General features: G+C 72.3%; 10 protein-coding genes and 1 pseudogene. 5 read left to right on the top strand and 6 right to left on the bottom strand.

Annotated features, from left to right (window positions below; genetic code table 11):
- Positions 1-198: 198 nt before the first annotated feature.
- Positions 199-450, top strand: a pseudogene (locus AB0G84_RS06745) (IS982 family transposase); the annotation flags it as partial.
- Positions 451-600: 150 nt separating this feature from the next.
- Here the strand turns inward: AB0G84_RS06745 and AB0G84_RS06740 are convergent.
- Both AB0G84_RS06740 and AB0G84_RS06735 read right to left on the bottom strand, forming a co-directional pair.
- A complete protein-coding gene (locus AB0G84_RS06740) occupies positions 601-849 on the bottom strand; it encodes a hypothetical protein (protein WP_361316404.1) in 249 nt (82 codons plus the stop codon).
- A complete protein-coding gene (locus AB0G84_RS06735; RefSeq protein WP_361316858.1) occupies positions 846-1,112 on the bottom strand; it encodes a hypothetical protein in 267 nt (88 codons plus the stop codon). Before AB0G84_RS06735 ends, AB0G84_RS06740 begins: the two co-directional genes overlap by 4 nt.
- A 146-nt stretch (positions 1,113-1,258) precedes the next feature.
- Between AB0G84_RS06735 and AB0G84_RS06730 the strand changes: the two genes are divergently transcribed.
- Together AB0G84_RS06730 and AB0G84_RS06725 are read left to right on the top strand one after the other, a co-directional pair.
- Positions 1,259-1,492, top strand: coding sequence for a hypothetical protein (locus AB0G84_RS06730; protein WP_361316401.1), 234 nt, complete (start codon positions 1,259-1,261; stop codon positions 1,490-1,492).
- 944 nt (positions 1,493-2,436) lie between these two features.
- Entirely contained in the window at positions 2,437-3,240 is an 804-nt protein-coding gene (locus AB0G84_RS06725; protein ID WP_361316398.1) for a hypothetical protein, read from the top strand.
- Positions 3,241-3,642: 402 nt separating this feature from the next.
- Here the strand turns inward: AB0G84_RS06725 and AB0G84_RS06720 are convergent, their stop codons facing one another.
- Both AB0G84_RS06720 and AB0G84_RS06715 read right to left on the bottom strand, forming a co-directional pair.
- Positions 3,643-4,431, bottom strand: a complete 789-nt coding sequence (locus AB0G84_RS06720; RefSeq protein WP_361316856.1) for an APH(3') family aminoglycoside O-phosphotransferase — start codon at positions 4,429-4,431, stop codon at positions 3,643-3,645.
- Between the two features lie 90 nt (positions 4,432-4,521).
- Positions 4,522-5,028: a hypothetical protein gene (locus AB0G84_RS06715; protein ID WP_361316395.1), complete on the bottom strand. Its 507-nt coding sequence runs from the start codon at positions 5,026-5,028 to the stop codon at positions 4,522-4,524.
- 198 nt (positions 5,029-5,226) lie between these two features.
- On the opposite strand from AB0G84_RS06715, the gene AB0G84_RS06710 reads away from it, so the two are divergent.
- Complete coding sequence (locus tag AB0G84_RS06710) at positions 5,227-6,594, top strand: alkaline phosphatase (protein ID WP_361316853.1); 1,368 nt, start codon at positions 5,227-5,229, stop codon at positions 6,592-6,594.
- Between the two features lie 80 nt (positions 6,595-6,674).
- On the opposite strand, the gene AB0G84_RS06705 is transcribed toward AB0G84_RS06710, so the two are convergent.
- Complete coding sequence (locus tag AB0G84_RS06705) at positions 6,675-10,496, bottom strand: hypothetical protein (protein WP_361316392.1); 3,822 nt, start codon at positions 10,494-10,496, stop codon at positions 6,675-6,677.
- Between the two features lie 51 nt (positions 10,497-10,547).
- Positions 10,548-11,798, bottom strand: coding sequence for an aminotransferase class III-fold pyridoxal phosphate-dependent enzyme (locus AB0G84_RS06700; RefSeq protein ID WP_361316390.1), 1,251 nt, complete (start codon positions 11,796-11,798; stop codon positions 10,548-10,550).
- Between the two features lie 113 nt (positions 11,799-11,911).
- Between AB0G84_RS06700 and AB0G84_RS06695 the strand changes: the two genes are divergently transcribed.
- Complete coding sequence (locus AB0G84_RS06695; protein ID WP_361316387.1) at positions 11,912-13,969, top strand: hypothetical protein; 2,058 nt, start codon at positions 11,912-11,914, stop codon at positions 13,967-13,969.
- Positions 13,970-13,972: the final 3 nt, after the last annotated feature.

The following is a 13,972-nucleotide window of genomic DNA, read 5'->3' as shown; positions in this document are numbered from 1 at the left end:
GACGCGTGGCTCTGCAGTTTGGCCTCCGGAGCGGGCAGAGGGCGTCCAAGATCCGTGTGTGACGAGGGACCTGAGCACCCTCCTGACCGCACTCTACGTGAAGATCGACGACGAAATGGGAGGAACCCGGTGCCTCGGTAGACCGCCGCTGCTCAGTGACTCCGAACTCGTCTGTCTTGCTGGGGCCCAGGCATCGAGCTGCTGCGGCCGTCGCTCAAGCGGGAGAAGAAGCGTTACGGAGAGCCGATGCTCAAGAAGGTCCGCCAGCTGATCGAGTCGGTCAACGACACCCTCAAAGGGCAGCTTGACCTGGAGCGACACGGCGGACGGACCTTCGAGGGCGTGGCCGTCCGAGTGACCCAGCGTGTGCTCGCGATGGCCGTCGGCATCTGGCACAACAATCTGATCGGCGCAGCAGTCCCCCGCTCACCGATCGCCTATGACGACTGATCACATCGGAACTACTCGTCTCGCTCCCCCCGGACCGAGCACCCCTAGCCCACCCCATGGGGCGCCCGGCCCGGCGCCGTTGACGCCGATCACCGACCCGAGGCCCGAACCGTCACGACCGCAACCACTCCTGGAACAGTCGGAGTTGGCTCAATGGCGTACGCAGCGCTCCGTCGCGATCCACCCCCGGACGGTCTTCGCCGGCAGGTGGGAGTCGTGGGCTATGACGAGCGGTGGGACACCTGCGCGGGAGGCGGCGAGCGCGGCATGGCGCAGGGTGTCCACCCTGGCGGCGAGGCCGGCGCGCAGGGCGTCGGCGGAGGCTGCCGTCAGGCCGGGTGCTTCTTCGGCGAGGTGGCGGGCGGCGAGCCGCTCCGGCAGCAGGTCTCGGTCGTTCATGCCACGGCCTCCCGTTCGGCTTCCAGAGGTGCGGCGTCCAGGTGCCAGTGCAGGTCGCGGATCCCAGGTTCCAGGGACAGGCGGGCGATGAGCTGTTCCAGGGCGTGGGCGGGGCTGCCGTTGACGGCGACGACGGTCTGCAGGCCGGTGGTGGCGTCGGCTTCGCTCCGGACCCGCAGGCCGGTGAGGGTGAGGCCGCTGCCCGTGAGGGCCTGGAGGAGGAGGGCGCAGACGTGGGTCTCTTCGCTGCGGTCGCAGACCAGGTGGACGGTGGCGCGTACGCCTTCGTTGTCGGGGTGGCGCTGGGGGACCTTGGCTGACCGGTCCCGCCCGCGGCACGGTCGACCTGCCGCTGCACGTGGCCTCGTCGGGCCGCCTCTCCTACGGACTGGAGCAGCCGCGCTCCCGGATGAGCCTGTACCGCACGGGCCTGGCCGAAGGGCAGCGTCAGGACCTGATCGACTCCCTGCACCGGGATCTGCTCATCGCGCAGTGGCCCGTACTGCGCAGGCGGATCACAGACGAAGCCGAGGTCAGTCAGCCCCTCGGTGTGACACACCGATCGGAAGCGCCCCCTGCGGCCAATCCCTTCGGCGGCGGGAACATTGTCACCTCGCTGCATGGAACCGAAGTGCACTGCTGAGCGTTACTCATTACGCACCATGTGTAACGCCGAGCGGAGGCTGCAGCCCCCTCAACGAATGGTGCAGGTACAACGAGGCTCGGCCTGGACCGGTCGAGAGGTTCAAGGGGGATCTGAAATGGGGCGCCGAAGCCGGAATTTGACCCGTGATACGGCGATCGTCGCCGTGATGATCGCGGCGGTGGGGTGCACTCACGCCGCGCCCAGCGGCACTGGCGAGGCACCCGCCTACAGACAACGGGATACCCCTTCCAGCGCCCTCACCCCCACCGAACCAGGTTTGGCGAAACCCGTCCCGTCAGGCCGTGGATCGGTGGAACCTGCCCCGTCGGGCCGTGGAACAGTAGAGCCGCCGGTCCCCGGTAGCACTGGGCCGGGCGGTCAGGGTGATCCCTCAGGAGGCAGCAGCCCCTCGTACGGAGGCGACCCCATCAATCCGGTTACGCCTCCCCCCGTCGATCACAGCGCGCCCCCAGCAGACGGCGGCGGTCTGGATCCCTCGGGCGGTACCGATGGCGGTAACGGCCATGACCCCGGTGGCTCGGAGCCCGGCAACGATGAAGAGCCGACCGGCGAAACATGCCCTCCCCCTGAAGATTCCCTGTCCCCCTCGCCGGGCCCGGCAGGATCGGCAACGCCATCATCATCCCCTGACACAGGTCCTCCACCGCACGAAACCTGCCCTCACCCCTCCAGTACCTGAGCAACGGACGGACGAAGGACGCAGGGTATTGACCGGTAGCAGGAACCAGAGAGTGCCCAGGACAGGGCGGGTTGGGCCGCAACTGCGAGCCAACGATCCCGCACGGCGGCCTTCGGCAACCCGCGTGGCGCAGACCCGAGGCCGTCGCACAGGCCGCACCGTCCCGCGGCCACGAAGCCGCGTCCGAGTGAGGCCAGCGCAACAGGGCACCGGGGCTCTTACGGCAACCGGGCTGCTCGGCGTGGTGACGGCGCAAGCGACCTTCCTGGTAGCGGTCATGTACTACCTGGGGGCGGTCTATATGACGTCCTACTACCGCTACTTCCGCCTGGATGCATTTAGCTTGGGTTTCAGCTTCGCCGAGCTGTCGATCCAGAGTCTGAGCATCGTGACAGTGCCGGTAGCGACCTTCTTGACGGTGGCTGTGCTGGTCGCACGTCACCTCGCCACCAGAGGAGCGATACCTGTTCAAGGGCGCGCTGCGGTCGTGATGGAGAGGTGGGCCCGAAGTGTGGCCCGAGCGCACTTGTGGTTCGTCTTGGCGGGCTTGGTTCTCCTGCCTTGGTGGTCGCTCATCCAGCCCTATGGATGGGCTGCTCCCTTGCTGTTGGGGTTCGGCATATTCCTGGGCCAGACCCCTTGGTCGGGTGCAGCTCCTGCTTCTGCCGGGTTGTGGAGCAAAGCGGTGCCCGTTTTCTCAGCTGGTCTGCTGGTGATGTGGGCGTTCAGCCTCGCTACCGGCCAAATGGGCGAACAAGAGGCAGGACAGGCGGCCGACAACCTCGTGCGCCGCACCTCCGTGGTGGTCCTGAGCACCGACCGCCTCAGCCTGGCCGGACCGGGGGTGAAGGTGGAGGACCTGGGTGCCAAAGCGCACTATCGGTACCGCTACACCGGGCTCCGCCGGCTCATCGAACGCAATGGGCGCTACTACCTGCTGCCCCTCGGGTGGAGTCATTCGGTCGGAACCACTTACGTCATCCATGAAGGCAACGGCGTTCGAATCGATCTCATGCCCGGAATGCAAGGCACTCGGGGCTGGTGAGCTCAGTGCCCCCGTCCCTCCGGCAAGGCTACGCGCGCCAGGTTGTAGCCGTATCGGTCCGCCGACCGCGACCGGCTCATACCGGGCCTTCGCCGGCACGCACTGCGTGTGGTGGAGCTACGGAGCTGGCGTGAAGTTGACCGTCGCAGAAGTCCGGCTGGAGTACCAGTCAGCCCCTCCCGCCCAGCGGGGGAACCTCACCGACGAGACGGGAGCGGCCCGGGGCGGTGTAGAACCGTCCCGGGCCGCCGCCTCTGCGAACGCGGTCGCATCGGTCCCGCCCGACCTGACGGTGAATGAGGCCGGTTCGCCGGTCCCGCACGGGGACGGCAAGGGGCGTCTTCGCGGGTTACGGACGTCGCGCGCACCTCATGGGCCGTCGGCCGGGCCCACGCTCCGGTATCAGAAGAATTCGTCCAGGAGCTGGTAGAAGGCGGTTTTCGCCGGATCGACCCGCTCCGCGCCGTACCGCTCGACGAAACGCCGTACGCAGTGCGGACCGAACCACGGGTCCTCCTCGCGCGAGAGTTCGCGCATCGCGAGGGCCAGGTCGGCGTGCCGGTCGGCGCGGCCGAGCCGGCCCACGTCGATCACCCCGGTCAGCCTGCGCGTCTCCGGGTCGAGCAGCACGTTGTTGGGGCACAGGTCCCCGTGGCAGACGACCAGGTCCTCCCGGGGCGGGCGGGCGCGTTCGAGTTCGGCGCGAAGTCGCCATTCCGACCAGCCTGCCCGCTCCTCCTCCAGGTCCTCCAGGTCGACCAGGCCCGCCTCCAGGTGGTGCAGCGCCTGCGGGATCATCACGTCCAGGCTCGCGTCGAACGGACAGTCCGCGACGGGCAGTTCGTGCAGCTGCCGGGCGACGTCGGCCATCACCTCGGCCACCTCGGCGCGCTGCGCGGTGGGCCACTCCTCGGCGGCGGAGACGCCCGGTACCGCCTCGGTGACCAGCCAGGAGACGGTGTCACCGGAGCCCAGGCCGACGACGCGCGGGACTGGCAGGCCCTGCGCCGTCAGCCATTCCAGGCGGTCGGCCTCCGCCTTGAGGTCGAGGCCGGTGTCCGGCTGGACGGGGACGAGTTTGGCGTACAGCTCGCCGGGGCCCGTGAGGTGGTGGACGAAGGCGCCGGAGTCGCCTTCGGTGACCGGCGTCCAGGTATGGCGGGGGTAAAGCTTTCGTACTTCTTCGTTCATGTCGCTCATGGGAGATATCCTGGCCGATGCCCTAGCCCCGCCGTACGCGTCATGCAGCACAGGGGCGGGAATGAGCCGTTCCCGCTGCGGTCATGACGAGGTGGCGGACGGTTTTCCCGTGCCGTCACCGCCGCCGTCACCGCCGTCGCCTTCCGAGGGTTCGAGGTTCTGCACCTTGCGTGCCTCCTCGACGATGGTCAGCACCGCGTCCAGGGTGGCCGGTGACAGCCCCTCGGCGCGCAGCGCCAGGTTGCGGACCCGGGAGTCGCGGAGCGCGACGGCCAGCCGGAGCTGGGAGTTGACCCGTTCGGCCACGTCCTCGCTGAGGAAGTACTCGGGCGGCACACCGAAGTACTCGGCGAGCACGTCGAGTTGCTCTAGGGTCACGTTCCGCTTCTTGCCGGTGGCCAGCTCCCAGAGGTACGTACCGGAGATGGCCCCACCCGTGGTCTCGCGGATTTCCTTGGCGAGCCGGGCGTATCCCGGGCGTTTGCGTTCGTCGGGGTACAGAGCGGCGATCAGCTCGTTGAGGCGCCGCCCGAACGCCCGCAGCAGCGGGCGGCCCTCCTGATCGGTTGCCGATGTGTGGTCACTCATGCGCCCATCCCGCCTGCGGTGGATCGGCGGGCGTCGTTGCCCGCAAGGGCGGACGACTCTATCGCGTTCACGTGCACCCTTGTTCGCTGTTGACGCATGGCCGATCAGTTGGCGTACGCTCACTATCCATTCTATCCGCTAAAGCTGATGACGCCATCGGGACCGCTCGCGGTTCCGCGGGTTCGGAGGTCCAGCACGATGAGAGCAACGGCAACGATCCCCCGTCTTTTACGCCGCCGGCCGGCCTGGGCAGCCGGCGCACTGACCGTCGCCGTGGCGGCCGGCGCCGTCGTGTCCACGACGGCCGACGCCGACGCCGGCCACCGCCCCAGGGCGGCGAAGAACGTCATCCTGCTGGTCGGCGACGGCATGGGCGACTCGGAGATCACCCTGGCCCGCGACTACACGGTCGGCGCGGGCGGGCGGCTGCACATGGACGGCTTCCCGCAGACCGGTACGTACACCACCTACTCGGTCGACGAGCACGGACGGCCGAACTACGTCACCGACTCCGCCGCGAGCGCCACCGCCTGGGCCACCGGCCACAAGACCGTCAACTACCGCATATCCAAGACCCCCGACACCGACCGTCCGATGCCCACCATCCTCGAACTGGCCCGCCGGAAGGGCCTGGCCACCGGGTCGGTCAGCACCGCGGAACTCACCGACGCCACCCCCGCCGCGATGGCCGCACACGTCGGCGACCGGGACTGCGGGGGACCGGCCGACATGGAGGCGTGTCCCCACGACACGATCGGGCGGGGCGGCCTCGGGTCGATCGCCGAACAGTCCGTACGGCTGCGGCCGGACGTTCTGCTCGGCGGCGGCCGGCAGCGCTTCGAGCAGAAGATCACCGAGGGTCCGTACGCGGGACTCACCGTGGCCCAGCAGGCGGAGAAGCTGGGGTACCGCATCGTGACCGACGCCCGCGGCCTGCGCGCGGCCAACCCCGGGCGGCCGGTACTCGGCCTGTTCGCGCCGGAGGACGTGCCCGTGGAGTGGACGGGGCGGCCTGCGGCCCGCGGCGGCACCGAGGCGCAGCGCTGCGTCACCGCCAACCCCCGCCGCCCGGCCGGTACCCCCACGCTGGAGGCACAGACCCGCAAGGCCATCGAACTGCTGGAGGCCAAGGCGCGGGCCGGCCGGGACGGCAAGGGCTTCTTCCTCCAGGTCGAGGGCGCCTCGATCGACAAGCAGAACCATGAGGCGGACCCGTGCGGCCAGATCGGTGAGACCGCCGCGTTCGACCGTGCCGTCAAGGTGGCCCGTGACTACGCCGAGCGCCACCCCGACACCCTCGTGATCACCACCGCCGACCACGGGCACAGCAGCCAGATAGTGCCGGTGGACGCGGAACCGATGGGCCTGTCGGCCACGCTCGTCACCGACGAGGGCGGCCGGCTCAAGGTCAGCTACGCGACGACGACCACGCCCGAGGACGGGCAGGAACACACCGGCACCCAGGTCCGTATCGCGGCCCAGGGGCCGTTCGCCGAGCGGGTGTCGGGCGTCACCGACCAGACGCAGCTGTTCACGACTATTACGGGCGCGCTCGGCCTGCGCTGAGCTCCCTTCCGCGGCCACGCTCCGGCACGGGCCGCCCCCGCCTTCCCGGGGAGCGGCCCGTGCCATGCGGGCGTCGCCCATTACGGGGCAGGGACGGCGTGGGCCGGACCGCCGAGGAACACCGGGTGCGTCTCGTCGATCTTCGACCGGACGTCACAGCGCAGCCGTCCGCCCACCGCCGCCACGGCCCGCGACAGCGCCGCCTCCGCGTCGGCGTCGTACCCGTACGGCACCACCTCCAGATCCGCCACCAGCGGACCGAGGAGCCCCGCCGTCTCCAGTGGAGCGGCGTGGCGGTGGGCCAGGTACTGCTTGCGGCGGCGGTACGCCTTGGGGGCGCGCAGCGCCGCCCGGGCGAGGTCCGCCGCGTCGGCCGCGGTGACCACCAGGTGCGGGGCGTGGCGCAGCACCAGCGCGGTCAGCGGACCGTCCGGTCGCTGCTGGCGCAGTGCGGCCCGCAGCGGTTCCCGCAGGTCGGCGCGCGGCAGTGCGGCGGTGGCCAGGATGTTCGCCCAGCCGGCCGTGGGACGGGCGGCGAGCGCGTCGAGGGCCGCCCGGGGGTGGTGCGCGGCCAGGAACAGGGCCGTCTGCTGGATCCGGTGGAACACCGTCGTCCAGGCGGCCGGGGCGCTCTCCTCCCGCAACTCCCCTACCAGCACGTCCAGTTGCTCGACCGCTGCGCCGGGGTCAGCATCGGCCAGGCGCAGCACCGTCTCCCGGGTCCAGGTGTCGGTGCACAGCATGCTTATCGAGAGGGCCAGGGGCAGCGTCTCCAGGGTCTCGTACTGTGCGGAGTCGTCGTACTGCTTGCGGTAGTCCACCAGGGAGGCGAAGACCGCGCCCCAGCGCGGGGAGGCGAAGGCCTCTTCCAGGTGGGCGACTTCCTTGACGGGCACGTACGAGAAGTCGTACGAGCCGTCGAACAGCGTCCGCAGCAGTCCCAGGACGAGCCGCATCCGGGGCAGGTCGAAGCGCTCCGCCCGCCCGGCCGGCCGGGCCTCGATGCGCAGCGTCCACGTTCCGGCCGCCAGCAGGCGCTCGGAGCGCAGGGCGACGTCCGGGAACCAGTCGCCGAACCGGGCGAGCAGCACCTCGAAGGCGGCGAGCCGGCCGGTCTCCTCCTCGGTGACGTCCGGCTGCTCGCTCCACTCGGCCTCGATCCGGCCGGGCGTGAACAGCAGGCTCGCCTTGTGCAGCGACAGCGGGACGTCCAGTTCGAAAGAGTCCCGGGTCAGCCGCAGCAGTTTGTTGCCGCCCCGGCAGAACCGGTCCGCGACCGTGTGGAGCCCGGCCACGCCGCTGGGCGCCCGCTCGGCCGGGTAGCGTCGCGTCGTCGCCAGCAGCCACTGGTGGAGGGCGTTGTGGAGCCGGTGCGGGTTGGCCGGGGGCGGGGGCGGCGTGGCGGCGTCGGCGGCGCCCTCCAGCAGCCGCCGCCACGAGGCGCTCTCCTCGATGGTGTGGTCCTCGGCGGGCGGCCCGGCCTGCCACTGTCCGATCCACTTCCGGAACACCTCGACGGCCCGTGCCTCGCGGTCCGTCAGGCCGAACGCCTCGGCCAGCTCCAGCCAGCCGAGCATGACGCCCAGATAGCCCTGGTGGAGCACCGGTCCCGGGCGGTCCACCAGCTTCAGGAGCAGGTCCTTGAGCGCCGCGTCATAGGTTTCGATCAGATCGCAGCGGACCAGGTCCAGCAGGACCCGGCCGTCGTCCTCCAGCAGCGGGCCGCGGGCGTACGCGCGGTAGGCGGCGGCCAGTTCACGGGCGCGCTGCGGCGCGGCGGCGGGGTCTGCGGCGGACAGCGCCACCCGGCAGCGTTCCAACTCCAGATGGCGTGCGGCGAAGTCCGGGTCCGCCGAGGCGGCTGCCACCAGGCGGGCGGTCTCGCCGGGCGGCAGCGCCGAACGCCGGGCCAGCCGGCACAACTCCCCCGCCGTCACCGGGTCCTCCAGCGGCAGGGCGTCCAGCAGGCGGACGAGGATGGCGTCGCGCTCGCGGTCCGCGTGGACGTCGAGTGCGTCCATGGCGTCGGTCAGGGACTCCACCGCCAGCAGCAGGTCCAGGGCCGCGTCCGCCCCGCCCTCGGAGTCCGCCAGGGCGAGGACCGGCGGCAGCAGGCGGAGTAGGACGGTGTCGGAGATCCCGCCGCGGCCGTCGATCTGGGCCAGGATGACACCGAGCCGTACGTCCGGCCGGCCGATGGCTGCCCCCAGGCGCCCGGAGCCCAGCAGGCGGGCGCAGCGCGGCAGGACGGTAGCGACGTGGCCGGGCGCCCGGGCGGCCACGAGACCGCGTGCGTACCCGGCTGCCTCGTCCGGTACGGCGGACACCACCCGCGCCGGCTCGGCGCCCAGGGCGAGCGCGGCCCCGGCCGCCCGGGCCACGAACGCGGGGGACGCCACCGAGTCGCCGTCGCGCAGGTGGCACCCAGGGTCGGGCAGGAAGCTGCGCGTGACCAGGCGCTCGCGTGCCATGGGGGAAAGGTGGGCCGCCGTCCGCAGCTCCTCGTACCCCGGCATGACCGCCGGTTCCGGCCGCCGTCCGTCCGCCAGTTCCGCCGCCGCTCGCGCGCAGGACCGCTCGTCGAACAGCAGCCGGCAGCCGGACGGTACGGCAGCGACCCGGCGCGGCACGGTACGCGCCCGGGGCGGGCGGCCGGCGCCGAAGTAGCAGCGTTCCGCCCAGGGGTCGGCCAGTACGTAGGACGCCGACTCCGGCACGTCCTCCGCCCGGCAGCGCAGCACGGCCACACCGTACTGGCGGAACATCACGGCGGCGTGCTCGGCCGGGCTGCCGCGCTCGACCAGGACGTGCCCGGTGGCGGCCCGCTGCCGGGCGTCCAGCCGCAGGTACTGCGCCCACGCGTCGTCCAGCCGGGCGGCGGCGAGGAAGGCGGTGGCGGCCACCCGGCGCGGCGGAACCAGCAGGTCCACCGGGCGTCCGGGGTGACTGTCCTCCCAGGTCGCGCGGTCCTCGTCGGTCAGTACCTCCACGGTCGGCGCGGGGTCGAACGCGAGGGCGGGGCGGACCTGGACCAGGTGCGCGGCCCGCACCCGTACGGCCCGCAGCACCTCACCGCGCCACAGCGGCGTCGCGCCGTCGCCGGACAGCCACACGACGCTGTTGTCGGTGCCGTCCAGGCGCTGGGCGGAGGCGAAGCCGAAGCCGAGGGAGAGCTGCCCGACGACACCACCGCCCTCTTCCCCGTGCTCGGTGAGGCTGGTGATGGACACGGTGCCCGCGTCGGTCTCCAGGACCCATTCGCAGTCCAGGCGCCGCATGCCGAAGTGGTCGTGCAGGGCGGCCAGCAGGCCGGCGATGCGGTCCGTCCCCGTGGGGCCCAGCAGCGGGGTCTCCTGCGGGGCGGGCGGCGGCCCGGAGGCGGAGGCGTCGACGAGGGGCTGTACGAAGGCCGGGATCGGCTCGGGACGGAAGTCCGGGTCGGCCAGGCGCTGCTGGGCCACGGCGTGCTCGCCGTAACCGCTGAACACCACGGCCGCGACGATGCCGGGCAGGTCCGCGGGCCCGGCGCACACCAGACTGTCGTAACCGCCCGCGTTGATGTTGTCCTCCTGGTCCTCCGCGCCCGAACTGCGCACGATCCAGGGGGCGGGGCCACAGGTACGGGCGATTTCGTCGGGCAGCCCGGGCCATCGGCGGCGCAGGAATTCCGCGTAGCCGGTGACGAGTTCCGCCGCGGTGTCCGGTGGGGGCGGCCCGTCGGTTTCTCCGCTGGCGCTGCGGACGTTGTCCAGGAATTCCCGGGCGGTCCCGTCCGGCAGCGGGAAAACGGGCAGCGCGATGGAGGTGAACCGGGGGTGGGTGGAAAGTTCCAGGAGCCGGGCGCATTTCGCGCCGTACGCGCTTTCCGGGTCTGCTGACGTATGGTTCGACGGCCTGTCCATGGGAATAGCTCGTGCCCTTTCGTGTCGGGGGGTGCGGGTGGCGCGTGGCGGTCAGTCGTCCAGGAGCCGGTCGACCCACTCCCGGGTCTGCCGCGCATCGCGCTCGGCCTCGCGCAGCCCGTCCATGACGCTCCAGGCGGCCAGGTAGCGGGCCTCCTCACCGACCGGGCCGGCTCCGGCGAACGGCGCGAGCCGGTCGCAGACGCGGGTGAAACGCGCCTGCGCGTCCTCCAGGACGTCCGGCCCGAAGGCCGCCGAGACGGCCTGGTTGTCCCCCCGGTAGAACAGCAGCCCCTCCTCCTCCGCCGCCTTGTAGAGGGCCTTCTTGACCTCGCGGGTGGCGGGGACGAACTGGAAGAAGGTGCCGTCGCCCGCCACCTCCACCGGCAGCGAGGCCGCGGTGAGCGCGGCGCGCGCGTGCTCCACGAAGCGGTCGCCCGTCTCCCGCACGGTGCGCTGCGGCAGGCCGGTGGCCACCCTGGCGAGGGTCCGCTCGGCCGCGGCCAGCACCGTGGGCTCGAAGAAGGAGGTGTACGAGATCTCGCGCAGCGGCTTGAGTAGGGTCCGCGAGCCGCCGACCGCGGCCGTCGGGAAGCCGTTGGCGATGCCCTTGGCGGCCACCCACACGTCCGCATCCAGCAGTTTCGCGGTGGACAGGCCGGGACCGTAGCGCAGTCCCACCTTCACCTCGTCCACGATCAGCGGGACCGCCGCCTCGGCGAGCAGACCGCGCGCCCGTTCGTACCAGCGCGGCGACAGGTGCATGTGGTCGGGGGAGATGATCACGGCGGCCACCCGTTCGCGGTCGCGCAGCAGGTCGGCCAGGGCGTCGAGGTCGAAGAAGAAGTCGACGACGCCGTCCGCGTTGGGCTCGAACGGGGCCTTCGCCGGGTACCACATCGGGTCGTAGCCGTGGTAGCCGGCGCTCAGGACGAGAGCGGCGCCCACCGCCTCCCGTACCGCGAGCACCGCCGCGCGCACGGCCGAGGTGCCGGTGCGGAAGAGGCCGACGACCTCCCCGCCGCACAGCTCCAGCAGCCGGGAGACGACCGTGTCCAGCAGCGGGCTCCAGCCGGTGGCGGTGCCGAGCGACCCGGTGGCCGCGCGGGTGACGGCCTCGGCGATCTTCGGGTCACCATGGCCCAGCAGGACCGACCCACGGGTGTTGTCGAAGTCGATCCAGCGCTTTCCCGCGTCGTCGGTCACATAGGCGCCCGCGGCGGAGACGAATACGCGGGGATTGCCCTCCGCATTCCGCGGACAGGTGGGGATTTCGGCCAGGGTCGCAAAATTTTGAGTCATCGTCAGCCTTTTTCTCGATGAACCGTTGAACGTGGATAGACGACGCGTCCACAGTCATTTCCTGCCGGTCGTTCCAGAGATCGGACGGGAATTCGGACGGCGGGAGGAAATATATGGAAACGGCGAACGTACGGACGGCAGAGGTGATTTCCAGGAAAACGCCGGAAGCACGCGGGGGACGGCCGGACGGTGCGGGAACGCCGCCGACCGCCGGGACGCCGTCCGGGCCTCCCCCGCTGCGCCGCGCCGCCGTGGCGGCGGTCCGGGACGGCGGCGCCGAGGCCCGGTACGCGTGCGCCTGCTCCATCGAGCAGCTTCTCGCCGACACCGCCGCGTGCCCCACCGCGCCCGCGTCCGCGCACGTCCTGCTGGACGAGGTCCGACGGGCGTGTGCGGACCTCGCGCGGGCCCTCGCCGCCGAGCCCGGGAAGCGGCCCGCGGCGCCGGTGCCCGGCCCGGAGTTCCTGGAACGCGCCATGGCGCGGACCGCCGCGTACACCGCCGGACTGTGGCAGGCCGGCGCGGCGCGCGGTGACGCGGCGGCCGAGACGCTGTTGCGGCACGCCACCGACTGGAAGACGCCGGAGTGCTACGCGTACGACCTCGCCGACATCGGCCTGGTCCACGGACAGGCCGCTGCGTGGCTGGCGGCCACCGGGGAACGCGCCCCGGTGTTCGTGGTGGGCGTGCGTACCGGCGGCTCCTACCTCGCGCCGCTGTGGGCGGCGGCCGTGGCGGACGCCGGGCGCACGGCCACCGCCTGGACCACGCTGCGCCCGCTGCGCACGGCGGGCCGGATCACCCTCGCCCCGGCCGAGACCGGCCGGCTGCCCGCCGCCCTGCCGCCGGGCACGGTCGTCGTCGCCGTCGACGACCAGCCGGACACCGGCGACACCGCGCGGGCGGTCCGCGACGCGCTGGCCCGGTGCTACCCCGAGGCGCGCGACGTCGTGTTCGCCTCGCCCGGCCGTACGTACGCCGTGGACGGGACCGGCATACGAGCGCTGACCCGGGCCTCCGCCGTACGTGCCGACGGCGGGCGGCTGTGGCAACTGCCCGCCGACGCGGAGCGGTTGACGGCCCGCGCCCGGGCCGGCGGCGCGGTGCCCGCCGGCGCCACCGTCTACCGGGTGACGCCGTTCCACGGCCCGTTCCACGAGGCGTACGGGCGATGCGCCACGGACACCGAGGCGGACGGGGCCGGTACGCGGACCAGCACCAAGGCGGACGCCGCCGATACGCGGGCGACCACCAAGGCCGACGGAGCCGATGCGCAGGCGGCCACCCCGGGCGCCGTACCCGCCCCCTCGGCGACCGGAGTCGTCCGCATCAGCCCCCGCAACGCTCCCTTCTCCCTGGTCGCGGACGGGCCTGCCGCGCCGGGCACCCGCCCCCGCGCCTACCACTTCCGCTTCATCGGCACCGGCCCGCACGGCGCGCAGGGCGCCGAAGCCGTCGAAGCGCTGGGGGCCTTTCTGCCGCCCGTCCGCCATTACCTCGACGGCTATCTGGTGACCGGGCACGAGGAGGGCCTGCGCCCGCTGGGGCCCGAGCTGCCGCGGATGTCCGCCCCGCACCGTCGCCAGGTTCTCGAAGCCGTGGTCCGCTACTGGCGGGCGCTGGACGGCCTCGGCGGGCTGGGACCGGTGGACCCCGCCGTCACCTACGCGCCGCGCGAACGGCTGGCCGCCGCCCTGGAGCGGCTGCGGGGCCGGCTGGCGTGCCCGCTCCCAGTGGACGGCGGCTGGCTCGACCGCCATCTGCCGCGCCGCGCGCCCCTCGGCGGCACCCGCGCCCGAATCTTCCGTACCTCGCTGCCGTACTCGCACCAGGGCTGGCACTGGCAGGTCGGTGCTCCCCCGGCGCCGGACGGGCCGCCCGTCGTCCGCCGGTTCGGGCTCGACTGGATCTGGGGCGGAGCCGGCGCCCTGGAGGCGGAGCTCTCTTCCTTCGTCGTCGAGAACCGCCTGGACGCAACGGACCTGGCCACGCTGCGGACGGCCGTCGCCGACGACCGTGCCTTCGACGCCGCCCTGGACCTGGCGGGCGACGCCCTGTGGTGGAACGTCAAGAGCTGGCTGCGGCGCTGCCCCGCGCCCACGCCGGACACCGCCCGCAGGATCGCGGGCGACCTCGGCGAACTGGCCCGGTACGTGAGCGGGCTGCGCTGACCG

Origin of the sequence: Streptomyces sp. NPDC020742, from assembly GCF_040641675.1 — a bacterium.
Lineage (GTDB): Bacteria > Actinomycetota > Actinomycetes > Streptomycetales > Streptomycetaceae > Streptomyces.
This window is presented reverse-complemented; position numbering and strand designations above follow the sequence as displayed.

What these genes read in the sequence shown, in the direction of transcription:
- AB0G84_RS06740 (WP_361316404.1), bottom strand. Translation starts at nt 849, where the DNA reads ATGAACGACCGAGACCTGCTGCCGGAGCGGCTCGCCGCCCGCCACCTC.
- AB0G84_RS06730 (WP_361316401.1), top strand. Translation starts at nt 1,259, where the DNA reads ATGAGCCTGTACCGCACGGGCCTGGCCGAAGGGCAGCGTCAGGACCTG.
- AB0G84_RS06720 (WP_361316856.1), bottom strand. Translation starts at nt 4,431, where the DNA reads ATGAACGAAGAAGTACGAAAGCTTTACCCCCGCCATACCTGGACGCCG.
- AB0G84_RS06715 (WP_361316395.1), bottom strand. Translation starts at nt 5,028, where the DNA reads ATGAGTGACCACACATCGGCAACCGATCAGGAGGGCCGCCCGCTGCTG.
- AB0G84_RS06710 (WP_361316853.1), top strand. Translation starts at nt 5,227, where the DNA reads ATGAGAGCAACGGCAACGATCCCCCGTCTTTTACGCCGCCGGCCGGCC.
- AB0G84_RS06705 (WP_361316392.1), bottom strand. Translation starts at nt 10,496, where the DNA reads ATGGACAGGCCGTCGAACCATACGTCAGCAGACCCGGAAAGCGCGTAC.
- AB0G84_RS06700 (WP_361316390.1), bottom strand. Translation starts at nt 11,798, where the DNA reads ATGACTCAAAATTTTGCGACCCTGGCCGAAATCCCCACCTGTCCGCGG.
- AB0G84_RS06695 (WP_361316387.1), top strand. Translation starts at nt 11,912, where the DNA reads ATGGAAACGGCGAACGTACGGACGGCAGAGGTGATTTCCAGGAAAACG.